The organism is Amycolatopsis sp. WQ 127309, assembly GCF_023023025.1.
Classification (GTDB): Bacteria; Actinomycetota; Actinomycetes; order Mycobacteriales; family Pseudonocardiaceae; genus Amycolatopsis.
In genome coordinates this window covers 1,107,954-1,131,392 of the sequence record NZ_CP095481.1, presented here as the reverse complement: position 1 = coordinate 1,131,392, position 23,439 = coordinate 1,107,954, and the positions used below count along the sequence as shown (strand labels likewise).

Annotated in this window: 24 protein-coding genes; 11 read left to right on the top strand and 13 right to left on the bottom strand. The window is 71.0% G+C overall.

The genetic code is table 11. The features are described from left to right. Positions 1 to 212: 212 nt before the first annotated feature. Positions 213 to 683, top strand: coding sequence for a hypothetical protein (locus MUY22_RS04720; RefSeq protein WP_247057439.1), 471 nt, complete (start codon positions 213 to 215; stop codon positions 681 to 683). Positions 684 to 930: 247 nt separating this feature from the next. Here the strand turns inward: MUY22_RS04720 and MUY22_RS04715 are convergent, their stop codons facing one another. Both MUY22_RS04715 and MUY22_RS04710 read right to left on the bottom strand, forming a co-directional pair. Further along, positions 931 to 1,413, bottom strand: coding sequence for a GNAT family N-acetyltransferase (locus tag MUY22_RS04715; RefSeq protein ID WP_247057436.1), 483 nt, complete (start codon positions 1,411 to 1,413; stop codon positions 931 to 933). 1 nt (position 1,414) lies between these two features. Further along, positions 1,415 to 2,005: an acid phosphatase gene (locus MUY22_RS04710; protein WP_247057434.1), complete on the bottom strand. Its 591-nt coding sequence runs from the start codon at positions 2,003 to 2,005 to the stop codon at positions 1,415 to 1,417. 79 nt (positions 2,006 to 2,084) lie between these two features. Between MUY22_RS04710 and MUY22_RS04705 the strand changes: the two genes are divergently transcribed. Further along, positions 2,085 to 2,558, top strand: coding sequence for a hotdog fold domain-containing protein (locus MUY22_RS04705; RefSeq protein WP_247057432.1), 474 nt, complete (start codon positions 2,085 to 2,087; stop codon positions 2,556 to 2,558). A gap of 9 nt (positions 2,559 to 2,567) precedes the next feature. Here the strand turns inward: MUY22_RS04705 and MUY22_RS04700 are convergent, their stop codons facing one another. The 4 genes from MUY22_RS04700 to MUY22_RS04685 form a co-directional block, all read right to left on the bottom strand. Beyond that, on the bottom strand, positions 2,568 to 3,245 hold the full coding sequence (locus tag MUY22_RS04700) for a hypothetical protein (protein WP_247057430.1): 678 nt from the start codon (positions 3,243 to 3,245) through the stop codon (positions 2,568 to 2,570). Positions 3,246 to 3,333: 88 nt separating this feature from the next. Further along, positions 3,334 to 3,768: a MarR family winged helix-turn-helix transcriptional regulator gene (locus MUY22_RS04695; RefSeq protein WP_247057428.1), complete on the bottom strand. Its 435-nt coding sequence runs from the start codon at positions 3,766 to 3,768 to the stop codon at positions 3,334 to 3,336. Then, the gene (locus MUY22_RS04690; RefSeq protein WP_247057426.1) at positions 3,765 to 4,223 is read right to left on the bottom strand and encodes an SRPBCC family protein; all 459 of its coding nucleotides are present in this window, start codon (positions 4,221 to 4,223) and stop codon (positions 3,765 to 3,767) included. Before MUY22_RS04690 ends, MUY22_RS04695 begins: the two co-directional genes overlap by 4 nt. 66 nt (positions 4,224 to 4,289) lie before the next feature. Continuing rightward, on the bottom strand, positions 4,290 to 4,895 hold the full coding sequence (locus tag MUY22_RS04685) for a dTDP-4-dehydrorhamnose 3,5-epimerase family protein (protein WP_247057423.1): 606 nt from the start codon (positions 4,893 to 4,895) through the stop codon (positions 4,290 to 4,292). A gap of 370 nt (positions 4,896 to 5,265) precedes the next feature. Between MUY22_RS04685 and MUY22_RS04680 the strand changes: the two genes are divergently transcribed. Further along, complete coding sequence (locus MUY22_RS04680; RefSeq protein WP_247057421.1) at positions 5,266 to 6,447, top strand: NADP-dependent malic enzyme; 1,182 nt, start codon at positions 5,266 to 5,268, stop codon at positions 6,445 to 6,447. Between the two features lie 52 nt (positions 6,448 to 6,499). Here the strand turns inward: MUY22_RS04680 and MUY22_RS04675 are convergent, their stop codons facing one another. Continuing rightward, a complete protein-coding gene (locus MUY22_RS04675) occupies positions 6,500 to 7,912 on the bottom strand; it encodes a bis-aminopropyl spermidine synthase family protein (RefSeq protein ID WP_247057419.1) in 1,413 nt (470 codons plus the stop codon). 267 nt (positions 7,913 to 8,179) lie between these two features. Here MUY22_RS04675 and MUY22_RS04670 point away from each other — a divergent pair, with 267 nt between their 5' ends. From MUY22_RS04670 to MUY22_RS04655, 4 genes are read left to right on the top strand one after another with little or no spacing between them, the layout of a single operon-like run. After that, the gene (locus MUY22_RS04670) at positions 8,180 to 9,265 is read left to right on the top strand and encodes an ABC transporter ATP-binding protein (protein WP_247057417.1); all 1,086 of its coding nucleotides are present in this window, start codon (positions 8,180 to 8,182) and stop codon (positions 9,263 to 9,265) included. Then, the gene (locus MUY22_RS04665) at positions 9,262 to 9,945 is read left to right on the top strand and encodes an ABC transporter permease (protein WP_247057415.1); all 684 of its coding nucleotides are present in this window, start codon (positions 9,262 to 9,264) and stop codon (positions 9,943 to 9,945) included. The genes MUY22_RS04670 and MUY22_RS04665 overlap by 4 nt, the downstream gene beginning before the upstream one ends. Continuing rightward, the gene (locus MUY22_RS04660) at positions 9,942 to 10,634 is read left to right on the top strand and encodes an ABC transporter permease (RefSeq protein WP_247057413.1); all 693 of its coding nucleotides are present in this window, start codon (positions 9,942 to 9,944) and stop codon (positions 10,632 to 10,634) included. The genes MUY22_RS04665 and MUY22_RS04660 overlap by 4 nt, the downstream gene beginning before the upstream one ends. Next, positions 10,631 to 11,518, top strand: a complete 888-nt coding sequence (locus MUY22_RS04655) for an ABC transporter substrate-binding protein (RefSeq protein ID WP_247057411.1) — start codon at positions 10,631 to 10,633, stop codon at positions 11,516 to 11,518. Before MUY22_RS04660 ends, MUY22_RS04655 begins: the two co-directional genes overlap by 4 nt. On the opposite strand, the gene MUY22_RS04650 is transcribed toward MUY22_RS04655, so the two are convergent. Then, the gene (locus MUY22_RS04650; protein ID WP_247057409.1) at positions 11,508 to 12,806 is read right to left on the bottom strand and encodes an erythromycin esterase family protein; all 1,299 of its coding nucleotides are present in this window, start codon (positions 12,804 to 12,806) and stop codon (positions 11,508 to 11,510) included. The two genes, MUY22_RS04655 and MUY22_RS04650, sit on opposite strands and share 11 nt — an antisense overlap. Positions 12,807 to 12,888: 82 nt before the next feature. After that, on the bottom strand, positions 12,889 to 13,506 hold the full coding sequence (locus tag MUY22_RS04645; protein ID WP_247057407.1) for a LysE family translocator: 618 nt from the start codon (positions 13,504 to 13,506) through the stop codon (positions 12,889 to 12,891). 146 nt (positions 13,507 to 13,652) lie between these two features. Between MUY22_RS04645 and MUY22_RS04640 the strand changes: the two genes are divergently transcribed. Genes MUY22_RS04640 through MUY22_RS04630 form a run of 3 tightly spaced genes read left to right on the top strand, consistent with a single transcriptional unit; the run spans position 13,653 to position 15,397 of the window. Beyond that, positions 13,653 to 13,844: a hypothetical protein gene (locus MUY22_RS04640; protein ID WP_247057405.1), complete on the top strand. Its 192-nt coding sequence runs from the start codon at positions 13,653 to 13,655 to the stop codon at positions 13,842 to 13,844. A 1-nt stretch (position 13,845) separates the two neighbouring features. After that, positions 13,846 to 14,880 carry a hypothetical protein gene (locus MUY22_RS04635; RefSeq protein WP_247057403.1) on the top strand — a complete coding sequence of 345 codons (1,035 nt, stop codon included), beginning with the start codon at positions 13,846 to 13,848 and terminating at the stop codon, positions 14,878 to 14,880. Beyond that, on the top strand, positions 14,828 to 15,397 hold the full coding sequence (locus MUY22_RS04630) for a hypothetical protein (protein WP_247057400.1): 570 nt from the start codon (positions 14,828 to 14,830) through the stop codon (positions 15,395 to 15,397). The genes MUY22_RS04635 and MUY22_RS04630 overlap by 53 nt, the downstream gene beginning before the upstream one ends. 12 nt (positions 15,398 to 15,409) lie before the next feature. Here the strand turns inward: MUY22_RS04630 and MUY22_RS04625 are convergent, their stop codons facing one another. Further along, complete coding sequence (locus MUY22_RS04625; RefSeq protein ID WP_247057398.1) at positions 15,410 to 16,387, bottom strand: LLM class flavin-dependent oxidoreductase; 978 nt, start codon at positions 16,385 to 16,387, stop codon at positions 15,410 to 15,412. 17 nt (positions 16,388 to 16,404) lie between these two features. Next, entirely contained in the window at positions 16,405 to 16,923 is a 519-nt protein-coding gene (locus MUY22_RS04620) for a GNAT family N-acetyltransferase (protein ID WP_247057396.1), read from the bottom strand. Positions 16,924 to 17,125: 202 nt separating this feature from the next. On the opposite strand from MUY22_RS04620, the gene MUY22_RS04615 reads away from it, so the two are divergent. Then, positions 17,126 to 18,631, top strand: coding sequence for a S8 family serine peptidase (locus MUY22_RS04615; RefSeq protein ID WP_371827655.1), 1,506 nt, complete (start codon positions 17,126 to 17,128; stop codon positions 18,629 to 18,631). Positions 18,632 to 18,697: 66 nt separating this feature from the next. On the opposite strand, the gene MUY22_RS04610 is transcribed toward MUY22_RS04615, so the two are convergent. Next, positions 18,698 to 22,441 carry a multifunctional oxoglutarate decarboxylase/oxoglutarate dehydrogenase thiamine pyrophosphate-binding subunit/dihydrolipoyllysine-residue succinyltransferase subunit gene (locus MUY22_RS04610; protein ID WP_247057394.1) on the bottom strand — a complete coding sequence of 1,248 codons (3,744 nt, stop codon included), beginning with the start codon at positions 22,439 to 22,441 and terminating at the stop codon, positions 18,698 to 18,700. A gap of 237 nt (positions 22,442 to 22,678) precedes the next feature. Then, entirely contained in the window at positions 22,679 to 23,284 is a 606-nt protein-coding gene (locus tag MUY22_RS04605; protein WP_247057393.1) for a DUF4291 domain-containing protein, read from the bottom strand. Positions 23,285 to 23,439: the final 155 nt, after the last annotated feature.

Genomic DNA, 23,439 nt, shown 5'->3' with positions numbered 1-23,439 from the left:
CGCGTGACGAGTGTCCGCTCGTCGTGACAAGTGCACCCGGGCCGACCGCCCGCTCATCGACGACACCTGGATTTTCGACGCCCGGGCGGTCCCGCGAAAACGGCCGTCCGGGTGGCATACGATCCAATCAGCTCACGCACGGTTACTCGCCCTGGTCGAGTCCGCTGTGCTCCCGCAAAGCACTCGGCCAGCACTCCCGGAAGGTCCCCGCTGTGAAGCTTTCGCCCGCTCCCCGTGAGGTCCGGCTGGCCGGCGTGGTCACCGGGGTGCCGTCGCTGGCCCTGCTGGTGTTCGGGGTGATCGTGCTGGTGAACGGCCTGGGCACGCCGGCGCGGCCGGGCAACAACGTCTACGTCGAGGCCGGCACGTTCATCGTGGTGGCGCTGGCGTTCCTGGCCGCGTCCGCCGGGCTGGTCCTCGGCCAGACGTGGGCGCGCTCGCCGGGCGTGGTGATCGCGCTGATCGTGGTCGGCCTGGGCTGGTACCTGCTGGGCCCGTCGGGCGAGCCGGCGTGGGGCGTCCCGATCGCGCTGTTCGGCATCGTCACGCTGGTGCTGCTGTTCCGCCGCCCGTCCCGCGAGTGGGCTCTGGGCCTGCGCGAGGGCGAGTCCGAGACGGAGGCCGCCGAACGCGGCGGCTTGGCCGGCCGACGCGCGGAGCGCGAAGGCCAGGACGAGGACTGACCCCGCAACTCACGTGACTGGGGCCGTGACTCACGTGGTTGGGGCCGTGACTCACGTGGTTGGGGCCGTGACTCACGTGGTTGGGGCCGTGACTCGCGTGGTTGGGGCCGTGACTCGCGTGATTGGGGCCGTGACTCGCGTGATTGGGGCCGTGACTCGCGAGTTACGGCTTGGATCACGCTGGATCCGGCTTGGATCACGCGAGTTCTGGCCTCAATCACGTGGGATCCGGGGCTGATCACGCGAGTCAGGCCTGGGCGGCCAGGGCTTTCAGCGGTTCGTCGGCCAGGCGGTCTACTGTCCACTCGTCCATCGGGACCGCGCCCAAGGCCTTGTAGAACTCCGTCGCCGGGTTCCAGTCGAGGACCGACCACTCCAGCCGGCCGTAGCCGTTGGTGACGCACTCCGCCGCGAGCGTCGCCAGGAGCGCTTTGCCCAGGCCCGAGCCGCGGTGGTCCGGGAGGACGAACAGGTCCTCCAGGTAGATGCCGTGCACGCCGCGCCAGGTGGAGAAGTTCAGGAACCAGAGCGCGAAGCCGACGATCTCGCCGTCCGCTTCGGCCACGTGCCCGAACAGCTTCGCCGACTCGCCGAACAGCGCCGTGTGCAGCTGGTCCGTCGTCAGGTGGCACTCGTCCGGAGCGCGTTCGTACTCCGCGAGGGCGTAGACCAGCCCGACGGCGGCCTCGACGTCGTCGGGCCGGATGCGGCGGATGCGGTCGTCGGGCACGTCAGTCCTCCAGCGAGGGGGGCAGGTTGAGGTGTTCGATCTGGGGTTCGCCGCGCTCGTCGCCGAGCACCGCGATGCCGGCCGCGTCCAGTCCGAAGTGGACGCCGGACGTCGCGGGCAGGCCGATCCAGCGGGCCACCAGCACCCGGCTGAAGTGCCCGTGCCCGACCAGGATCACGTCGCCGGCCTCGGTGTCACGGCGGGCGCGCTCGAGCACCTTGTCCGCGCGGGCGCTGACCTCGTCCGCGCTCTCGCCGCCGAGGACCGGGTGCGTCCACACCGTCCAGCCCGGCACGGTCTCGCGGATCTGGGGCGTCGTGATGCCCTCGTAGTCGCCGTAGTCCCACTCGGAGAGGTCCTCGGTGACCTCGTCGACGCGCAGGCCGGCCAGCGCGGCCGTGCGCAGCGCGCGCTTGCGCGGGCTCGACAGCACCAGCGACGGCCCGCCGAGCAGGCTCCGGAGCGTGCCGCCGGCCGCGAGGGCTTGGCCTTCGCCCGCCGGGGTCAGCGGGATGTCCGTGCGTCCGGTGTGCCGCCCGTCGACCGACCATTCGGTCTGGCCGTGGCGGAGGAGGAACAGCCGATTTGCCACGCGCCGACTATAGGCGGCCGGTTGCGGCCCGGCCGGGCGCCTGCTTAGCTACTGGCCAGTAGGCAAGCAAGGGAGACGCATGGCCGAGACGCCGACGTTCGCGCTGTGGCACAAGCTGGCCGCCAAACCCGGCGGGAAGCAGCTGTTCAGCGCCGCGATGTGCCTGCGCGTGCCCTACTTCGGCACGGTGCTGCCTTCGGTGCGCGAGCTGCGTCCGGGGCACTGCGAGGTGAGCGCCCCGAAGTGGTGGGGTGTTCACAACCACATCCGCACGTTCCACGCCATCGCGGCCTGCAACCTCGCCGAGATCGCGATGGGCATGCTCGCGGAGGCGACCATCCCCGCGACGCACCGCTGGCTGCCGAAGGGTATGGACGTCCGGTACGTCGCGAAGGCCGAGACGGGCCTGCGCGCGGTGGCGTCGCTGCCCGAGCTGCCGGAGTTCGGTGACGAGGGCTTCGAGCTCCCGGTCCCGGTGACCATTTCCGACGCGCGTGGCAAGCCGGTGGTCACCGGGACGATCACCATCTGGGTGACCCCGAGAAGCTCGTAGCGGCCGGGCTCAGAGCGGCTTGTACTGCACGTACGACGTCTGCTCGAACGTGTTCTCGCCGGACGGCGACGGGAGGCCGAGGCGCCGGTCGACGAGCTTGCCGAGCGGGCCGCAGCCTTGCGTGGCCGGCAGCGCCAGGTCCGGGTCGATGACACCGCGGTAGGCCGTCACCGGGTTCTGGGAAATCACCTTGGGCGGGACCGCCGGGTCGTCGTGGACGACCGTGTGCAACGGCTTCGCCGCGGTGCCGATGCTGCAGTCGTTGCCCAGCAACGGGTTCCGCAGCACCGCGTAGATGTCCAGCTCGCCGCGGCGCTCGTCGTTGCTCTGGAAGTCCGAGAAACCGCCGTAGCGCAGCTGGATCGTCGTGCCGGGCAGGCCGGGGACGCGGGCCGGAGCGTGCCGCAGCGCGCCGAACGCCTGGGCGTACTGGCCGTCGATCCGGCCTTCGCTGAACGTCAGCCGCACCTCCCCGAGCGGGATCTCGTAGCCGTCGATGGTCAGTTTTCCCTGGGAGACAAAGGCTTCACAGCGCCACGTGCCGGGGTCGGCGGTCGCGGGCGGGGCCGGGCATTCGGTGAAGTCGAACGTCGGCAGCTCGTCGGCGCGTGCCGGCGAGGCGAACGCGAGAGCAGACCCCAGTGCGGCCACGGCGACCCCGGTCGCGGCCAGTGCGAGAAGTTTCATGGGAGCCAGCCTGGCGAGGACGGCCGAGGAGGACATCCGGGATCGCCCCCAGGGGATGTCCCGAAATTTCGCTCGATCGAGTGCGTCCTCACGGGCTGAGTTTTGCCAGTGAGTCGGTGAAATCACTGTCGACGCCGTCGAAGAACGACGCGTCGGCGGCCTCGACGTCCTTCAGTGCCTTCGCGACCAGTTCGAGGCCCGGCGCGGTGATCCGGAGCCGCTTCGCGCGGGCGTCGGCCGGGTCGTCCGCACGCTCCATGAGCCCCCGCTCGGCGAGCTTGCGGACGACCTGGCTGGTCATCATCGTGTCGGTGCCGGCCTGCTCGGCCAGCTGTCGCTGGGTCGGTGGCTCACCCGAGCGGGTGAGCCACCACGTGGTGGTCAGCAGCACGAACTGGACGTGCGTGAGGTCGTGCGGGGCCAGCGCGGCCCGCATCGCCCGCTGCCAGGCCAGCGTCACGCGCCACAGCAGGAAGCCGGGGCTGCGCTCGGGGCCGGGCAGGCGGGACTCCGGGGCGGTCATGCCCGCGAGGATGCCGTGACGCGTGGGCCGGGGGCGCCGCCACCCGGACCCCCGGAAGCCTCGGCCAGCCGCGTCAGCGCGCGCATCGCGTCCGGGGTGTCCTCGGTGACCTGCGGGCCCAGCTCGTCAGGCCCGTCGATGGTGACGCGGTAGGTGATCGCCGTGCCGCCGTCGATGTCGGTCAGGACGTGCTCGAACCGCAGCAGCGCGTCCGGCAGCCGCGTCTCGTCGGTGAAGCTCCGGCCGTCGGTGACCTCGGTCAGGGTGAACGGGATGGGCGGCAGGCCGTCCATCGTCATCGTGCCGCCGCTGCCGACGGCGAACGGGCCGTCGAGGGCCACCGACCGGACGGCGGTGTCCCACTCCGGCCAGCGGGCGGTGTCCGCCCAGAGCGGCCAGATCGCGGCGGCGGGGGCGGTGGACGTCTCGGTGTGCTCGTACTCGTAAAGTGCCATGCGAGCAGACTATATGCGCGCATACTAAATGTGCAAGGGGACCGCCGGACCCGGTCCGGGCGGCGGTCAGTGGGCCGAGCGCAGCTTGTCGTAGTAGGCGACGCAGTCGTCGTACGCCGGGAGCAGGCCCTGTTCCGCGGCCTCGGCCAGCGTCGGGGCGGCGCGGTCCTTGTCGGACAGGATGTGCGTGATGTCCGACGGCCACGGCAGGTCCAGCGCCGGGTCGAGCGGGTTGATCCCGTGTTCACCCGTCGGGTTGTACGGCTCGGAGCAGAGGTAGGCCATCGCGGTGTCGTCCTCGAGCGCGATGAAGCCGTGCCCGAGGCCCTCGGCGAGGTACGCGGCGTTGAACTTGCCGGCGTCGAGCCGGATGGCGTCCCACTTCCCGAAGGTCGGCGAGCCGACGCGCACGTCGACGACGACGTCGAGCAGCGAGCCGCGGGCGCAGTAGACGTACTTCGCCTGGCCGGGCGGGGTCTCGGCGAAGTGGACACCGCGGATCGAGCCGCGCTTGGACACGCTGTGGTTGGACTGGCCGAGCCGCAGCCGGTGGCCGACGGCGGCGCGGAAGGCGTCTTCCTGGAAGGGGGCGGTGAACAGGCCCCGGTCGTCGGGGAACGCCCGGGGGGTGAACTCGAAGGCGTCCGGGACGCTCAGCCGGCGGAATTGCATGGCGTCACCTTATCGGGCGCCAAGAAAACCGGACGGACGTCTTGGTAATTGGGGAAAGCCGGGAATGTGTGACGTCAACCGCACCGAGGGGTCACCGGCGGCAAGGGTCCTGTCACAATGAGGGGACCGCCGCGTCCGCGGCCATCGCCACACCCACGGCACCGATGGCCGACGAGACGCTTCGCCGACAGGCCGGCGCTACCGCGCTGGGCTGCCGTGCCGGAGGAGAAGCCCAGGTAGTGGGTGTGCCTTCGCCTGCTGCCCTGGTCCCCCCGCTCGCAGGCCCAGGAGAATCCGAGTGACCCACGTTCGAACCGCGAGTTCCGTCATTCCTACTGAGGGAAAGCCGGAAACGACGACAGGAAACCCCATGAACGACCCCACCGGCACTGTTGCGCCGGTCACCGACGAAGAGATCTTCACCGGGCACGAGGGCGGCAAGCTCTCGGTGGCGGCCACCCGCCCGATTTCCAGCCCGCGTGACCTTTCGATCGCCTACACCCCCGGTGTGGCGAAGGTGAGCCGCGCGATCGCGGAGGACGCCGCCAAGGCCAAGCGGTACACGTGGGCGGACCGGCTGGTCGTGGTGGTGAGCGACGGGACCGCGGTGCTCGGCCTCGGCGACATCGGCGCCAGCGCGTCCCTGCCGGTCATGGAGGGCAAGTCCGTGCTCTTCAAGACCTTCGGCGGCCTCGACTCGATCCCGCTGGTGCTGGACACCACCGACGTCGACGAAATCGTCGAAACCCTGGTCCGGCTGCGCCCGTCGTACGGCGCGGTCAACCTCGAGGACGTCTCCGCGCCGCGCTGCTTCGAGCTGGAGGACAAGCTCAAGGAAGCGCTCGACTGCCCGGTCATGCACGACGACCAGCACGGCACGGCGATCGTCACGCTGGCCGCGTTGCGCGGCGCGAACCTGGTGCTGGACCGGGCGATCGCCGACCAGCGCGTGGTCATCTCCGGCGCCGGCGCGGCCGGGGTGGCCTGCGCGCGGATCCTGCAGGAGGCGGGCATCGGGGACGTCACCGTGCTCGACTCGCGCGGCATCATCCACACCGGCCGCGACGGCCTGAACCCGGTCAAGGAGCAGCTGGCCTCGACGACGAACAAGGCCGGTCTCCGTGGTTCGCTCGCCGACGCCCTCGAAGGCGCCGACGTCTTCCTCGGCCTGTCCGGCGCGACGATCGACGAGACGCTGCTGGGCCGGATGGCGGGCGGCGGCATCGTGTTCGCACTGTCCAATCCGGACCCGGAGGTCCACCCGGACGCCGCGGCGCGCTACGCGTCGATCGTGGCCACCGGCCGCAGCGACTTCCCGAACCAGATCAACAACGTGCTGGCGTTCCCCGGCGTCTTCCGCGGCGCGCTGGACTCCGGCGCCCGGGCGATCACGGAGAACATGAAGCTGGCGGCCGCCGAGGCGATCGTCTCGGTGGCGATGGACGACCTGGGCCCGGACCGCATCGTGCCGAGCCCGCTCGACCCGCGCGTGGCCCCCGAGGTCGCGGCCGCGGTGGCGAAGGCCGCGGAGGCGGACGGCGTCACGGCCTGACAGTCCCTGTCAAAAGCGGCACTTTCACGTGAAAGTGCCGCTTTTGGCGCGTTCAGAGGCCGAGCAGGGCGGGGAGGCGGTGGCGGGGGACGTCGACCAGGCGCAGGTCCTGGAGGTCCGCCGGGACGTCCAAGGAGACGTTCGCCAGGCGGGCGTGGGCGCGGGTCAGCACCTCGCTCTGGTGCTCCACCGCGTCCGCGACGACCACGGCGTGCCGGTTGTCCGGCGTGCTCCGCAGGTACCGCAGGGTGTACTTGCCCGCGACCAGCGCCGCGAGCGCCGTCTGGGACGCCTGGTCCGCCAGGTCCGGGTGCGCGTTCGGCAGCAGCAGCGCGAGCCGGCGGGCGTTCGTGCCCAGCAGCGCGCGCAGCAGCCACGGGCCGGGGTCGGCAGAGAGGTCCATCGCGACCGCGTCGCCCTCGGGGCCGGAGATCGACCAGTCCACCGGGCGTGACTCGAACGAGAGCCCGCTCGCGACGGCGATCTCCTTCAGCTTCTCCAGCAGTGCCGGTTTCGTCCCGGCGGCCTCGACCGACTGCGGCCCGTGCGTGTAGATCGCCTTGCCGCTGCGGACTTTCCTGGCCTTCGCCGTCGGCTGGCAGACGTACAGGTCCGCCGCGCTGCCGATCGCTTGCGCGCCGAAGTAGCTGTTGAAGCCCGGCAGGATCGCCTCGAACGTCAGCCCGAGCGTGGCCAGCGAGCGCTGCACCTGCGCGCCCAGCGCCGGGTGCCGCGGGCTGTAGCCGTAGGCGAACAGCAGCCGCCCCTCGCTCGGCTCCCGCAGCGCCTGCACCCCGCGCGCGGCGAACAGGCCCATCCCCTCCGGCGTGTACGGCGGGTCGCTGAACACCAGGTCGGCGCGCCCGGCCACGGCGGGCGGCAGGCCGACGCGCAGGTCCGCGTGCGCGGTCCTGATGTCCCCGGCGCCGCGGTCGTCCAGGTAGGCGAGGACGCGCTCGTCGAGGTCGACGACGGTCAGGTCCGCCGCCGGGCAGACCGCCCGCACGGCCAGCGACGTCAGGTCGTGGTCACCGAGGAACAGCAGGCGCGCGGACGACAGGTCGTAGCGCGCGTCCAGCCACAGCGCGCGGCGCAGCACCGTCTCCGGCGTGGCCTGCACGTGGTCGAGCGCGGCCAGCGGCGCCGGCACCTCGGCCACCCACTCGGCGACCTTCGGCAGCAGCTCGTGCGTGGCCACGGCTTCGTCGAGCGGGTCGGCGTAGCGGGGGACGCTGTACTGCAGGTACGACGCGGCGACGCCGGGAGACAGGCGCAGCCGGTCGCCGCTGCGGTCGAGGTCGTCGCCCAGCGCCGCGAGGACGTCCTCCACGCTGCGGCGCGGCGCGGTGCTCAGCCGGACCAGCTCACCGAGGTCGTGGTCGCCGGTGCGCAGCAGGTCGATGACGCGGTACAACGGGCGGACGCCGACGCCGTGCGCGGCGAGGACGTCGTCGAGTGCCTTCACGGGCTCCGAGCTTAGGCGGTGTCCTGCGAGTCAAAGCTCGCGGTCTTCGCGCCCAGGCGGCCCCTGGCGGCACGGGCGGATCGCCCGAGTACAACCCCGGTACGAGGGCGCCCCGCCCGCGCCGCCAGGAACCACCTGGATCACGAAGCCCATCGAGCAGACTCACAGGACACCGCCTAAGCGCCCGGTCCCCACCTGCCGGAACAGCGTGCCAACCACCGCCGACTCGGCTACGGTCGATGCGGACCTGACACGGGGAGTGGGCAAGTGACGATCGAATTCCGCGACGTGACCAAGCAGTATCCCGATGGGACGGTCGCCGTCGACAAGCTGAACCTGACGGTCGAGGACGGCACGATCACCGTGTTCGTCGGCCCGTCCGGCTGCGGCAAGACGACGTCGCTGCGGATGATCAACCGGATGATCGAGCCCACCGGCGGCCAGGTGCTGCTGGACGGCAAGGACGTCGCCGAGGGCGACCCGGCGCTGCTGCGCCGCGGCATCGGCTACGTCATCCAGCACGCCGGCCTCTTTCCACACAGGACGGTCCTGGACAACATCGCCACCGTGCCCCTGCTGTCGGGCTGGGACAAGGCGAAGGCGCGCAAGCGGGCGGCCGAGCTGCTCGAGACCATCGGCCTGCCGGTCGAGGTCGGCAAGCGGTACCCGGCCCAGCTCTCGGGCGGGCAGCAGCAGCGCGTCGGCGTCGCCCGCGCGCTCGCCGCGGACTCGCCGGTGCTGCTGATGGACGAGCCGTTCTCCGCGGTCGACCCGGTGGTGCGCGAAGGCCTGCAGGACGAGCTGCTGCGGCTGCAGTCGCAGCTGGGCAAGACGATCGTGTTCGTCACGCACGACATCGACGAAGCCGTCCGGCTCGGCGACAAGGTCGCGGTGCTGCGGGTCGGCGGCAAGCTCGCCCAGTACGGCACCCCCGCCGACGTCCTGCGCCACCCGGTGGACGACTTCGTCTCGTCGTTCGTCGGCCGCGACCGCGGCTACCGCGGCCTGTCGTTCCTCTCCGCCGACGGCGTCGAGATCAAGGACCTCGAGCTGGTCGAGATCGGCTCCTCGGTGCCGGCGAGCGACGGCTGGCGCCTGGTCGTCAACGCCGAGAAGCAGCCGCGCGGCTGGCTGCCGCCGAACTCCACAGTGGACGGCGAGCTGTCCGAAGACGACCTCGTCGCCGGTGGTTCCCTGTGGATCCGCGGCACCCCGATCCGCGGCGCGCTCGACGCCGCGCTGTCGTCGCCCGCCAGCCTCGGCGTGGTCGTCGACGACGACCACCGCGTGCTCGGCGGCGTGCTCGCCCGGCAAGTGCTCGACGTGATCGAGGCGACCCCGCAGGCGTCATGAGCTTCTTCGACGAGCTCGGAACGTACCTGAGCAGCGGCAACAACCGCGAGCAGATCCTCGGCGACCTCGGCGACCACATCTACCTCGCGCTGCTCCCGCTGGTCATCGGCATCGTGCTGGCGATCGCGGCCGGCTGGCTCGGGCACCGCTGGGCGCCCGCGCGCTCGGTGCTCATGGTGCTGGCCAACCTGCTCTACACGATCCCGTCGCTCGCGCTGTTCGTCGTCATCCCCGGCCTGATCGGGTCGAAGATCCTGGACAGCATCAACGTCGTCGTCGCGCTGACGATCTACACCACCGCGCTGCTGGTCCGCCCGGTGCTCGACGCGCTGGACGCGGTGGCGCCGTCGGTGATCGCCGCGGCCACCGCCGTCGGCTACAAGCCGGTGCGCAAGTTCTTCGCCGTCGAGCTGCCATTGGCGGTCCCGGTGCTCGCGGCCGGCGTGCGGGTGGCGTCGGTCAGCAACATCAGCCTGGTCAGCGTCGGCGCGCTGATCGGCACCGGCGGTCTCGGCGTGCTGTTCACCGACGGCTTCCAGCGTGAGTACTTCTCGCCGATCGTCGTCGGCATCGTGCTGACGCTGGTGCTCGCCCTGGTCGTCGACCTGCTGCTCGTCGGCCTGCGGAACCTGCTGACACCCTGGGAACGCGCCGGGAACACGGGGGTGGCCGTCGCATGATCACGGATCTCTTCCACTGGTTCGGCGACCCGGCCCACTGGTCCGGCCCGGACGGCATCCCGCAGCGGCTGCTGGAGCACCTCGGGTACACGGTGCTGGCGCTGGTGATCTCGCTCGTGATCGCCGTCCCGCTGGGGCTGTTCGTCGGCCACACCGGACGCGGCGGCGTCGCGCTGGTGAGCGTCGGCAACGCGATCCGCGCGCTGCCGACGCTGGGTCTGGTCACGTTCCTGTTCCTGCTCTTCACCGAGAGCGTCACCTCGACGATCATCGGCCTGGTCGTGCTGGCCGTGCCGCCGATCCTGGCCGGCACCTACGCCGGGCTGCAGGCGACCGACCACGGCGTCGTCGACGCCGCCGAGGGCGTCGGGATGACCGGCTGGCAGCGGCTCTGGAAGGTCGAGGTGCCGATCTCGCTGCCGCTGGTGCTGGGCGGCATCCGCAACGCCGTGCTGCAGCTCGTGGCGACCGCCGCGGTGGCCGCGTACGTCGGACTCGGTGGCCTGGGCCGGTTCCTGCTCGACGGACTGGCCATTTTGGACTATTCGGAGGTGATCGCCGGCGCGCTGCTCACCACGCTGCTGGCGATCGTGCTCGACGTCCTGTTCGCACTGCTGAACCGCGCGCTGGTGCCCAAGGGCGTCCGGCTGGCGACGGCCGCGGCGACCGGCAAGAAGGTGACCGCATGAAACGGCTGGCTCTCCTCGCCGCGGCCGCGCTGCTGGTCGCCGGCTGCGGCAACCCGCTGGCGGGCGGCGGTGAGGGCGGCTCGAACGGCGACATCATCATCGGCGCGTCCGACGTCGGGGAAAGCCTGCTGCTGGCCCAGATCTACGCCGGGGCGCTGAAGAACGCCGGGGCCACGAACGTCACCGTGCGGCCGCCGGTCGGCAGCCGCGAGGTCGTCGTCAAGGCGCTGCAGGACAAGTCGCTGTCGGTCGTGCCGGACTACAGCGGGAACCTGTTGCGGTACTTCGACAAGGACACCCAGGCCACGAAGCCGGAAGACGTCTACACGCAGCTGAAGGCCAAGGTGCCCGCCGGGTTCGAGGTGCTGGACCAAGCGCCGGCCGAGGACAAGGACCTGCTCGTCGTCGGCAAGCAGCTGGCGGATTCCGGCGTCAAGACGTTCTCCGACCTGGGAAAGCGCTGCGGCGAGCTGGTGTTCGGCGGGCCGGGCCAGTGGAGCAGCCGCTGGAAGGACAAGATCAAGACGCTCTACGGCTGCGAGTTCAAGGAGATCCGGACCACCGACACCGGCGGCCCGGTGACGGTGGCGGCGCTCAAGTCCGGTGACGTCCAGGTCGCGGACCTGTTCAGCACGTCGTCGACGATCGCCGCGAACGGGTTCGTGCCGCTCACCGACGACAAGAACATGTTCCCGGCGCAGAACATCGTGCCGCTCATCGCCAAGGGGACGCTGTCGGAGCAGGAAGCCGCGGCGCTGAACCGGGTGTCGGCGGCGCTGACCACCGACCAGCTCACCCAGCTGAACGTCGAGTTCACCGAGGAGAAGCGCAACCCCCTCGACATCGCCGAAGACTTCCTGGCCCGCAACAACCTCAAGTCCTAGCCATCGCCGCTTCGCGGACGTCGTGGAGGTGGATGAGCAGGTCGTAGGACCGCGCGAGCGCGATGTCCGCCGGGTCGACGGGGGACGCCGTCCCGATGTCGTACGTCGGGCGGGCGACGTCCAGCCACGCGCGCGCCGCGGCCGGGGCGGTCCGGAGGTCGAGGTAGTAGTTCTGGTACCGGACCCGGTCGAGGGTGTCCTCGTTCGATCCGGAGCCGGCGGCGCCGACGGTGAACTTCCGCCAGGTCCCGGCCTCGTCCTGTGACAGGAACGAACCGCGGTCGAAGGTGAAGCCGGTGGCGACGTAGTTCGCGCCGAGCGTGTCGCGCAGGAACGAGCCCTGCGTCTTGGGGTAGCGCGCGGGATCACCGGAGGCGTAGCCGACGTGGCCGTTGTGGGCCGAGAGCAGGATCTTGGCGCCGGTGTGGCGTTGCCACCACACGACGTTCTGCGCCATCACCTCGTCGCGGAAGCGCTGGGACGTCGCCACCGAGGCCGGGTCGGCGAGGTCGATCGTGAGGAACTTCGTGGTCTGGGCGATGGACCGGGCGTTCTGCGCGGCCCCGTCGTCGCCGAAGCTCTGCACCAGCTCGAGGGCCGCCTGGGCCTGAGCCGCGAGCCGCTGCCGCTCCGCGAGCGGCTTGGCGACGTAGGCGAAGACGTCGTCGATCGGGCGCAGACCGGTGTAGAGCTCGTTCAGCCGGGCCAGCGACTCGGGGTGGGTCCGCTGGACGTAACCGGTCACCCGGCCGAAGAACGCGTCGTCGAGCGTCGGGGCGCCGAGGTCGTCGCCGAGGAAGTGGACGGGCCGGGCGGGGTGGGCGCGGTTGTAGCCGCGCATCCACTCGATGAGGTGAACGAACTCCTCGCGGTCCCACGGCGAGCCGGCGAGCGTGGCCTTGGCGACCGTGTGCGCGTCACCGATGCCGGTCTGGACGAACTCGTCGATCTTCAGGCCCGCGGACCAGCTCACTTCGAGGGCGAAGGTGGTGAAGCCCTTCTGCTCGACGAGGTAGCGGAAGAGCCGCTCCTTCATGGCGAAGAACTCGTGGGAGCCGTGGGTCGCCTCGCCGAGGCCGGTCACCTGGGCGTCGCCGATCATCGCGCCCAGGGCCCGCAGGTCGGCGGTGTCCCGGCCGGGTTCGGTGGTGCGCAGGGGAAACGCCGCCTGCGTCAGCGCGCGGACGGGGCCGGGCTGGGCCGCTTCGGCGGTCGCCGGGGCGAAGAGCGTCCCGGTCGCGATGGCCGCGACGGCGAGGACGGCCGTGGTTTTCCGGTTCCTGGTCATGGAAAGGATCCTGGCCGGGGCCCGGGTTCCCCACCCTGGGGCCGGCCGCCGACTTCGGGGTAGCGCAGGCGCTACCTCCCGGTCAGTGGTCGAGGGCCAGCCGGACGCCGAGGCCGATGAAGATGCCGCCGGTGGCGACCTCCAGGCGCTGCCGGGCCTTGCGCTTGCGGCGCAGCCAGCCGCCGATGCGGCCGGCGAGGACGCCGACGGCGCCGTCGACGAGGAACTCGAACACGATCATGATCGCGCCGAGGATCGCGAACTGCAGCCCGATGCGCCCGAGCGCCGGGTCGACGAACTGGGGGAGGAACGCGATGGTGAAGGTGACCATCTTCGGGTTCAGCAGGTTGGTCAGCAGCCCGGAGAGGTAGGCGCGCTTGGTGCCGGGCGCGGTGTCGTCGAGGATGCTCCGGCGCTTCCGGATGGTCTGGACGCCGAGGTGGATGAGGTAAGCCGCGCCGACGACCCGCACGACGGTGAAGGCGACGGGCACGGCGGCGAACAGCGCGGCCAGCCCGGCCGCGGCGACGGCGACGTGGATCGCCTCACTGGTGGCGACCCCCGCGGTGGCGAGCAGCCCGGCGCGCGGACCGCCGCGCATGCCGCAGCCGAGGACGAACAGCATGTCCGGCCCCGGCACGACCATCGCGATCACGGTGGTGACGACGAAGGCCAGCAGGAGGTGAGGGTCGACGGGCATGGGCCGATCCTGACACGCGGCCCGCGCCCGGCGAACCCCTTTTCCGGCGGGCCACGAGCACTCCGTCACGCAGCACCGCGGTGTAACGAGGCCGCGCGGGGCAGCGACTTCGCCGGGGAGAAGGACCCGGTGACAGGAGGCCTCCCATGCCCGAGAGCGCGTTCGAGAACCTGCGGGGATCCGGGCCGGCGTTCGCCGGTCTCGCCGAGATCCCCGCGGCCGCGGAGCCGGGGCACTACTCGACCGCGTTGCAGGTGTGGGTGCACGAGGAGCGCCCCGTGGCGCATTCGTCGCTCAGCCACCTGAAGTCCGACACCATCGAGGGGAACGAAGACTGAGATGCCCCCTCGGCCGGTCTACCTGATCAGCCGCACGACGGACCGGGCCGACGACCTCATCGCCCTCGAGCTGCACCGCCGGGAGGTGGTCTTCCAGCGGTTCAACGTCGACCTGTTCCCGCGGCGCGCGTCCGTGGTCTTCGACCCCGTGGCCGGTTCCCTGACGCTGGACGGCCAGGACGCGTCCCCGCTCCTGCGCGGGGAAGCCGCGGCCTGGTCCCGCGGACTCCGGTTCTCCCGGCGTGCCGAGGACGACGCGTCCCGGTACGTGCTCGACGAGTCCGCCGACCTCCTGGCCGGCGTCTTCGCCTGCTCGCCGCGCGCGGGGTGGGTGAACCACCCGGACGCCGTCGCCGCGGCGTCCGGCAAGGCGCGGCAGCTCCGGGTGGCGGCCCAGCTCGGGCTCCCGGTCCCCGCCACGGTCCTGACGAACGACCTGACGGCGGTGCGGAACCACGGCCTGGCCCACCCGGACTCGGTCGCCAAGCCGATCACCGGCCGGCTCTTCACCGTCGGCGACCGCCGGGCGTCGGTGTACACCGCGCCCCTGACCGTCCCGGACGATCCCGCCGGCACCACGACGCCGTTCTGCGCGCAGGAACGCCTGACCGGCGAAGACGTGCGGGTCACGGTCGTCGGCCGCCGGTGCCACGCCGTGGCGATCCGCACCCGGTCGGCCGAGGTGGACTGGCGGCTCGTCCCGGACGCCGACGTCGAGTACCGGCCGGTCACGCTCCCGCCTGAGGTCCGGGACGCCGTGCTCGACCTGGTGGCCGCCTTCGGTCTCCGGTACGCGGCGGTCGACCTCTTCCACGCGCGCGGGCGGCACCACTTCCTGGAGCTCAACCCGGGTGGGCAGTGGGCCTGGCTGGAACACGCCTGCGGCTTGCCCCTCACCGGCCTGATCGTCGACGAACTGCTCAGCGAGGAGCCGCACCGTGCCCAAGCCGACGCCGAGCGGGCTGCTCCGGCACGTGGTCCCCGTGCTGCGGAGCGACGCCCGGATCAACCCGCCGGACGTCTTCCGGCGCTATGAGACGAGGATCGCCGAACTGCGCGAAGACACGCGCGTCCCGGACGGCGAACTGCTCGACCAGGTGCGGAAGATGTGGGCCGACCAGGAAGCCCGGTTGTCCTCGATCGACAGCCGCGCGGGACAGCTGATGGCGGCGGCCGGTATCGCCGCGTCGCTGACGACCACCGCGGTGGGGCAGAAGGGGATCCTGGCGTTCGGCACGGGCAAGCCCCTGCTGGTCGTCACGTACCTGCTGGCCTTGGGGTACTTCGCGTACTGCATCATCGTCGCGCTGCGCGTGCACGGAAGGCGGCGGCGGTACAAGATCGGGCCGGACGAGCTGCTGCCGCCCCCGGTCACGGAGGCGTCCCCGGCGGTCTCCTACACCCGGCACCTGGCGCTCGAGCTGCTGGATTCGCTGGTCAAGAACTACCGGAGCGACAACCGTCAGGTCGAGGCGCTGCACATGGCGCAGTGGGCGTTCCGCAACGCGGTCATCCTCCTCGTGCTCGGCGGAATCGCCACCATCTGGTCCTGATCCCCCGCGGACTCAGCGCAGGGCGGCCGCCACCCGGCCCGCGGCCTCGATGCCTTCCTCCGGCGGCTCCTCCGGCAGCGGCAGCAGCACCACCGAGCCGCTGCCGGCTTCGTGCAGGGCGCGGACGCGGGCCACGCACGAGGCCAGGTCGCCGCAGACGGCCAGCTGCTCGATCCACTCCGGACGCAGACCCGCCGCCAGTTCGTCCACTGTGGACGCCGAGTCCACCAGCGCCAGCAGCTCGTCGGCGAACGGCAGGTCCTGGACCTGCACCCGCGCGCCCGGCGTCAGCGACTCCGCCACCGTCAGCCGCGCCCGTTCGGGGTCGCCCAGGGCCAGCCAGTTGTACGTCACCACCGTGTGGCTCGCCGGGGCGCCGTCCCGCTCGCGTCCCGGGGCGATGGCCGCGAGCGCCGAGCGGACGTACTCCGGCGGGGACGGCTCGGCGAGGATCGTGCCGTCCGCCGTCGCGCCCGCGATCGCCAGGGACTTCGGCCGGCGGACGCCCGCGACCAGGGGCGGCGGCGACGCCGGCGGGAACACCAGCTCCACCTCGTCCAGCGAGACGTACCGCCCGGACACCGAGACCCGGTCGCCCGCCAGCAGGCGCCGGACCGCGACGAGCGTCTCCTCCAGCGCCGCGAGCGGGGACGCCGGGTACGCGCCGATCTGCTTCATCCACGCCGGCACGCCGTGGCCGAAGCCGGCGATCAGCCGGCCCGGGTGCAGCTCCGCCAGCGCCGCGAGCTCCATCGCCGCGATCGCCGGGTTGCGCGCCACCACCGGCATCACGCCGATGCCGATCTTGATCGTCGACGTCGTCTCCAGCGCCGTGGCGACCGTCGAGATCCCGGCGGCCCAGAAGCAGTCCTCGACGAGCCACAGCTCGTCGAGCCCGGCGGCCTCGGCCTGCCGCGCCAGCTCACGCAGCCGGGACGGCGGCTGCTCGCGGTTGATCCGGACACCGACCGACGAACGGGGTGCGTACATGCGTGCGGGGCTCCTGTTCAGATGCGGGAAAAGGCCGGCGCGTAGGTGAACGCGCCCTGGTGCGTGGCTTGGTACGCCGCGAGCGGGCGGGCCTGGAAGTGCTCGGCCCAGCCCGGTTCCGGCGGCGTGACGCCGAGCGTCGCCGCGAGGACGAAGCCGAAGCGCGAGTAGTAGCCGGGGTCGCCGAGCAGCACGACGAGGCCGTAGCCCAGGGCGTCCGCCGCGCCGAGCACCGTGTGCACCAGCGCCGAACCGACGCCGTCGCGGTGGTGCGCGGGCCGCACGCCGAGCGGGCCGAGGCCGACCGAGACGCCGGTGTCGTCGCCGAGCCGCGCCGGGCTGCAGCAGACGTGCCCGACGACCTCGCCGTCGCGGACCGCGACGAACGACAACGCGCCGATCAGGTCCCCGTCGGCCCGCAGGTCGTCGACGAGCGGGGCTTCGACGGGAGTCACGCCCGGTTCGCGGCGGAAGGCTTCGGCGTGCACCGAGTGGACGGCGGCCTGGTCACCGGGTGTCTCGCGGCGGATGAGCATGACCGTCAGCATGCCGTGGGACGCGGTTCGGGGCGACGCAGTTTCCGGCCGACTTTGGTAGGGGACCGTTCGAGTGGTTCCGAAACCGGACAAACAGGTCGATCTTCCTATTTTGACCAGGGTCGACCTACAGTTCGTGCACCTTTCACCCCTGCCCAGAAGGGACGAAACCTTGCGGAGCTCTCGGGGAATCTTCAGGAGAATCGGTGTGGTGGCAGCGGTCTCGGCGGTGACCGTCCTGGGCGGTACCACCGTCGCGACCGCGCGGGAAGGCACGATCGCCGGCGCCGGCGGCGCCGACGCCGTCAAGGACAGCTACATCGTCGTGCTCAAGGGTGGCACGGCCCAGGGCGTCACCGGCCGGCACGGCGGCACCGTCGAGCGGACGTTCTCGGCGGCCCTGCACGGCTTCACCGCCGCGATGTCCGAGGCGCAGGCCAAGCGCGTCGCGGCCGATCCCGATGTGTCCTTTGTGGAGCAGAACCGGGTCGTGCGGGCGAGTGCCGACCAGCTGAACCCGCCGTCGTGGGGCCTGGACCGGGTCGACCAGCGGAACCTGCCGCTGGACCAGAAGTACAGCTACAGCACCACGGCATCGAACGTGCGCGCGTACGTCATCGACACCGGCATCAACCTGACGCACAGCACCTTCGGCGGGCGCGCGACGTCGGGCTACGACTTCGTCGACAACGACAGCGACGCCACCGACTGCCAGGGGCACGGCACGCACGTCGCCGGCACCATTGGCGGCGCGCAGTACGGCCTGGCCAAGGAGGTCAAGCTGGTCGGCGTCCGGGTGCTGAACTGCAGCGGCTCCGGCACGACGGCGGGCGTGATCGCCGGCGTCGACTGGGTGACGGCGAACGCGATCAAGCCCGCGGTGGCCAACATGAGCCTCGGCGGTGGCGCGTCGAGCACGCTGGACGCCGCCGTCCAGCGCTCGATCGCGTCGGGCGTCACCTACGGCCTCGCGGCGGGCAACGACAACGGCGCCAACGCGTGCAACGGCTCCCCGGGCCGCGTCCCGGCGGGCATCACGGTCGGCGCGACGACGTCCACGGACGCTCGCGCGAGCTACTCCAACATCGGCACCTGCCTCGACATCTTCGCGCCGGGCAGCGGCATCACGTCGTCGTGGATCGGCAGCACCACCGCCACCAACACGATCAGCGGGACGTCGATGGCGACCCCGCACGTCGTCGGCGCGGCGGCGCTCTACCTGGCCGCCAACCCGGGCGCGACGCCGCAGCAGGTCCGCGACGCGCTCGTCGCGAACGGCACCACCGGAAAGGTGACCAGCCCGGGCACGGGCTCGCCGAACGTCCTGCTCTACACGGGCACCGGCACCACCCCGCCGCCGACCTGCGGCACCGTCACCAACGGCACCGACGTCGCCATCCCCGACCGCGGCGCCGCGGTGACGAGCAGCGTGAGCGTCTCGGGCTGCGCGCGCAACGCGTCGGCGACGTCGGCGGTGGAGGTCCACATCGCCCACACCTACGCCGGCGACCTGGTGATCGACCTGGTCGCGCCGGATGGTTCCGCGTACCGCCTGAAGAACTCGAGCGGTGACTCGTCCGACAACATCAACACGACCTACAGCGCGAACGTCTCCGGCGAAGCCGCGAACGGCACCTGGACGCTGCGCGTCCAGGACGTCGCGTCGGCCGACACCGGGCGCATCGACACCTGGTCGCTGACCGTCTGACCGGCCCCACCCGCGACGAAGGCCCCCGCACACCGTGGTGCGGGGGCCTTCGCCGTGGTCAAGCGATCAGTCGAACGCCTTCGAGATCAGCGCCTTCTGCTCCACCTCGTGGACCTTCGACGAGCCGGCCGACGGCGCCGCCATCGGACGCCGCGACACGACCTGCAGGCCCGAGAGCACCTCCGGGAACTTCCGGGGCAGGTTCAGGCCGAAGAACGGCCACCCACCCTGGTTTTCCGGCTCCTCCTGGACCCACGCGACCTGCGTCGCGTTGGTGTAGCGCTCCAGCGCCGCCAGCAGCTTCTTCTTCGGCAGCGGGTAGTACTGCTCGATCCGCACGATCGCGACGTCGTCCGCCTCGCGCTTCGTCCGCTCCGCCACCAGCTCCCAGTACAGCTTCCCGGAGGTCAGCAGCACCTTGCGGACCTTCGCCGGGTCCGGCGTCACGTCGTCGATGACCGACATGAACCGGGACTGGCCGGTGAAGTCGCCGGTCGCCGACGTCGCGGCCTTGTTGCGCAGCATCGACTTCGGCGTGAAGACGACCAGCGGGCGCTGGATGCCGTCGAGGGCGTGCCGGCGCAGCAGGTGGAAGTAGTTCGCCGGGGTGGAGGGCACCGCGACGGTCATCGAGCCTTCGGCGCACAGCGCCAGGAAGCGCTCGATGCGCCCGGAGGTGTGGTCCGGGCCCTGGCCCTCGTGGCCGTGCGGCAGCAGCAGCACGACGTCGGAGCGCTGGCCCCACTTCGCCTCACCCGAGGAGATGTACTCGTCGATGACGGTCTGCGCGCCGTTGACGAAGTCACCGAACTGCGCTTCCCACATCACGAGCGCCTCGGAGTTCGCCACCGAGTAGCCGTACTCGAAGCCGACGGCCGCGTACTCCGACAGCGCCGAGTCGTAGATCATCACGCGGCCCTGGCCGTCGGCCAGGTTCTGCAGCGGCGAGTACTCCTGGCCCGTCTTGCGGTCGATGAACACCGAGTGCCGCTGGGTGAACGTGCCGCGCCGCGAGTCCTGGCCGGACAGCCGGATGAGCCGGCCTTCCAGTGCGAGCGACCCGAACGCCAGCAGCTCGCCGAACGCCCAGTCGATGTCGCCTTCGCGGGACATCTTGTGGCGGCGCTCCATGACCGGCTTGACGCGCGGGTGCGGCGTGAAGCCCTCCGGCACGTTCACGAACGCGTCGCCGATGTGCTCCAGCGTCTCGCTCGAGATCGACGTCGTCACCTTCGCCGGGACCTGCTGCTCCTCCTCGACCGAGGGGCTCGCCTTCGCCGGGTGCTTCTCCAGCTCGCGGACCTCGTTGAAGACGTGCTCCAGCTGGCTCGAGAAGTCGCGCAGCGCGGCCTCGGCCTCCTCGACGGAGATGTCGCCGCGGCCGATCAGCGACTCGGTGTAGCCCTTCCGGACCGAGCGCTTCGTGTCGATGATGTCGTACATCGCCGGCTGCGTCATCGAGGGGTCGTCGCCCTCGTTGTGCCCGCGGCGGCGGTAGCAGATCAGGTCGATCACGACGTCCTTGTGGAACGCCTGCCGGTACTCGACGGCCAGCTTGGCCACCCAGTGCGCGGCCTCCGGGTCGTCACCGTTCACGTGGAAGATCGGCGAGCCGATCATCTTCGCGACGTCGGTGGCGTACTGGCTGGAGCGCGAGTGCTCAGGCGCGGTGGTGAAGCCGACCTGGTTGTTGACGATCACGTGCACGGTGCCGCCGGTGCGGTACCCGCGCAGCAGCGACAGGTTCAGCGTCTCGGCGACGACGCCCTGGCCCGCGAAGGCCGCGTCGCCGTGCATCAGGACCGGCAGCACGGTGTAGCCCTCGCCGCCCTTGTCCAGGAGGTCCTGCTTCGCGCGGACGATGCCCTCGAGCACCGGGTCCACGGTCTCCAGGTGCGACGGGTTCGCCGTCAGCGACACCTTCGTCTCGCCGTCGCCGAACATCCGGAAGTACTTGCCCTCGGCGCCGAGGTGGTACTTCACGTCACCGGAGCCGTGCGCCTGGCCCGGGTCGAGGTTGCCCTCGAACTCCTGGAAGATCTGCGAGATCGGCTTGCCGACGATGTTCGCCAGCACGTTGAGCCGGCCGCGGTGCGGCATGCCGATGACGACCTCGTCGAGCTCGTGCTCGGCGGCCTTGTCCAGCAGGGTGTCGAGCAGCGGGATCGCCGTCTCGCCGCCTTCGAGGCTGAACCGCTTCTGGCCGACGTACTTGGTCTGCAGGAACGTCTCGAACGCCTCGGCGGCGTTCAGCTTCGAGAGCACGTACTTCTGGACCGCGGGGTCCGGCTTCTCGTGCGGGATCTCGACGCGCTCCTGGATCCAGCGGCGCTCCTCGGGGTCGAGGATGTGCGTGTACTCGATGCCGACGGTGCGGCAGTACGAGTTGCGCAGCACACCGAGGATGTCGCGCAGCTTCATCCGCTCCTGGCCGGCGAAGCCGCCGACCGGGAACTCGCGGTCCAGGTCCCAGAGCGTCAGGCCGTGGGACAGGACGTCCAGGTCGGCGTGGCTGCGCTGGCGGTAGTTCAGCGGGTCCGTGTCGGCCATCAGGTGACCGCGCATCCGGAACGCGTCGATCAGCTCGATCACGCGGGCGGTCTTGTCGACCGGGCCCTCGGGGATGTCGGCGACCCAGCGGATCGGCTCGTACGGCAGGCGCAGGCTGGTGAAGACGTCGTCGTAGAAGCCGTCTTCGCCGAGCAGCAGCTGGTGGATGCGCTTGAGGAACTCGCCGGACTCCGCACCCTGGATGATGCGGTGGTCGTAGGTCGAGGTCAGCGTCATGATCTTGCTGATGCCGAGGTCGACCAGCGTCTTCTCGCTGGTGCCCTCGAACGCCGCCGGGTACTGCATGGCGCCGACGCCGATGATCGCACCCTGGCCGGCCTGCAGGCGCGGCACCGAGTGGTTGGTGCCGATGCCGCCCGGGTTGGTCAGCGAGATGGTGGTGCCGGCGAAGTCGTCCGCGGTCAGCTTGTTGTTGCGGGCCTTCTTGACGATGTCCTCGTAGGCCTGCCAGAACTGCAGGAACGACATGTCCCCGACGTTCTTGACCGAGGCCACGACGAGGTTGCGGGAGCCGTCCTTGCCCTTCATGTCGATGGCGAGCCCGAAGTTGACGTGTTCCGGCGTGATCGCGAACGGCTTGCCGTCGATCTGCTGGTAGTGCCGGTTCAGGTTCGGGTAGTCCTTCAGCGCCCGCACCATGGCGAAGCCGATGAGGTGCGTGAAGGAGATCTTGCCACCGCGGGTGCGCTTGAGGTGGTTGTTGATGACGATGCGGTTGTCGGCCATCAGCTTCGCCGGGACCGCGCGCACGCTGGTCGCGGTCGGCACGGACAGCGACGCGTCCATGTTCTTGGCGATCGCCGCCGCGGCGCCGCGGAGCTGCTTCGACTCCGGTTCGTCCTTGGCCTGCGGCTTCACCTCGGTCTTGGCCGGGCTGGTCGACGCGGCCTTGGGCGCGGTCTTCGAGGCGCTCGCCGCGTTCGCGGCGGGCTTCGGAGCCGGCTTGGCGGGCGCGGTGGTGGTGGCGGGCGTCGACGTCTGCTTGGCCGCGGACTCCGCGTTCTGCACCGCCTTCGTCGACGGCGCCGTGGCCTGTCCGTTGGTCGCGGGCTTGGCGCCGGCCTGCTGCTGCCGGGCGTTGTCCGCCTTGGTCTGAGCGTTCTGCGTCGGCTTGAAGTCCGCGAAGAAGTCGTGCCACGCGGCATCGACTGAAGATGGGTCAGCGAGGAACTGGTCGTACATCTCTTCGACCAGCCACTCGTTGGGGCCGAACTGTGACGCAGGGCTGCTGCTGGACACGGCTTGGGCTCGCCTCTATCCGTCTCGATCTCGATCTTGGATCCGTTGATGCGCCTACCAGGCTAACCCCCTCGATGAGTGCGATGTGATGGAACCGGCCTGTGTGAGGCGTGGCGCACTAGGGCATCGGTCACTGACACGATCAAGATGTGCTAAGAGAACCTTAAGCAATGGACCGGGTACAGGGTTTTCGCCGGGGTTGGCGGGCTCGTCGCCGAGGGCCGGCCTGGTCCGGGTTCAGCCGTCGGCGTCGATGGCCCGCGCGAGGTCTTCGGGGAGCTCGTACGGCGGCTCGTGCGGGACGAGTTTCACGGCCTTGTGCAGCTCGTAGTCCCGCAGGTGCTGGTGGATCCGGTGCATCACCGGCGTGACGTCGGTGACGGCGGTGATCCACTCGTCGACGTAGCGGTCGACGGCCTCGCCGCTCAGGCCGACCTGGATCGCCCGGAAGTTCTGCGCCTGGTGGTTGAGGTCACGTTCGGGGTCCCACTGGATCCGGACGGGACTGGTCTTGACCTGTGCTTCCCAGGCTTCTTTCTCCTGGTCACGGCCGGGGTGGCTCAGCGCCGCGTGGGCCAGGGCCCACTCGAAGCCGTCGCGGGTGATGTCGATCGCCAGGACGACCTCCTGCCCCGGCTTGGTCCCGTAGCCGCACCGGTAGGCCATCCACCGGAACGACGGCTTGATCCACGTCATCCGGTCCCGCTTGAACGGCGCGACGAACGTCTGCTCCGCCAGCGCCGGCTCGGCGATCGCGGGCGAGTAGGCCTGGTAGACCCGGACGGTGGTCTTGGTCTGCACGGCACGGATCTGCCGGTCGGGCGCCCGCTGTTGTTCGAACATCCCGCCATGCTCCCGCGCCCCGGCGGCCCCGGCGAGTCCTTTCCCGGCGGGCGAACCCGCAACTCGTGTGATTCCCGACGTAAGTCGCGTGATCGGGGCCGGAACTCGCGTGATCGGGGCCGGAACTCGCGAGTTACGGGTCCAGTCACGCGAGT

Bases quoted from the DNA above. Each gene is read 5' to 3' on its own strand.
- MUY22_RS04705 (WP_247057432.1), top strand. From the start codon at position 2,085: ATGGCCGAGACGCCGACGTTCGCGCTGTGGCACAAGCTGGCCGCCAAA.
- MUY22_RS04700 (WP_247057430.1), bottom strand. From the start codon at position 3,245: ATGAAACTTCTCGCACTGGCCGCGACCGGGGTCGCCGTGGCCGCACTG.
- MUY22_RS04695 (WP_247057428.1), bottom strand. From the start codon at position 3,768: ATGACCGCCCCGGAGTCCCGCCTGCCCGGCCCCGAGCGCAGCCCCGGC.
- MUY22_RS04690 (WP_247057426.1), bottom strand. From the start codon at position 4,223: ATGGCACTTTACGAGTACGAGCACACCGAGACGTCCACCGCCCCCGCC.
- MUY22_RS04685 (WP_247057423.1), bottom strand. From the start codon at position 4,895: ATGCAATTCCGCCGGCTGAGCGTCCCGGACGCCTTCGAGTTCACCCCC.
- MUY22_RS04680 (WP_247057421.1), top strand. From the start codon at position 5,266: ATGAACGACCCCACCGGCACTGTTGCGCCGGTCACCGACGAAGAGATC.
- MUY22_RS04665 (WP_247057415.1), top strand. From the start codon at position 9,262: ATGAGCTTCTTCGACGAGCTCGGAACGTACCTGAGCAGCGGCAACAAC.
- MUY22_RS04660 (WP_247057413.1), top strand. From the start codon at position 9,942: ATGATCACGGATCTCTTCCACTGGTTCGGCGACCCGGCCCACTGGTCC.
- MUY22_RS04655 (WP_247057411.1), top strand. From the start codon at position 10,631: ATGAAACGGCTGGCTCTCCTCGCCGCGGCCGCGCTGCTGGTCGCCGGC.
- MUY22_RS04650 (WP_247057409.1), bottom strand. From the start codon at position 12,806: ATGACCAGGAACCGGAAAACCACGGCCGTCCTCGCCGTCGCGGCCATC.
- MUY22_RS04645 (WP_247057407.1), bottom strand. From the start codon at position 13,506: ATGCCCGTCGACCCTCACCTCCTGCTGGCCTTCGTCGTCACCACCGTG.
- MUY22_RS04640 (WP_247057405.1), top strand. From the start codon at position 13,653: ATGCCCGAGAGCGCGTTCGAGAACCTGCGGGGATCCGGGCCGGCGTTC.
- MUY22_RS04635 (WP_247057403.1), top strand. From the start codon at position 13,846: ATGCCCCCTCGGCCGGTCTACCTGATCAGCCGCACGACGGACCGGGCC.
- MUY22_RS04625 (WP_247057398.1), bottom strand. From the start codon at position 16,387: ATGTACGCACCCCGTTCGTCGGTCGGTGTCCGGATCAACCGCGAGCAG.
- MUY22_RS04620 (WP_247057396.1), bottom strand. From the start codon at position 16,923: ATGCTCATCCGCCGCGAGACACCCGGTGACCAGGCCGCCGTCCACTCG.
- MUY22_RS04605 (WP_247057393.1), bottom strand. From the start codon at position 23,284: ATGTTCGAACAACAGCGGGCGCCCGACCGGCAGATCCGTGCCGTGCAG.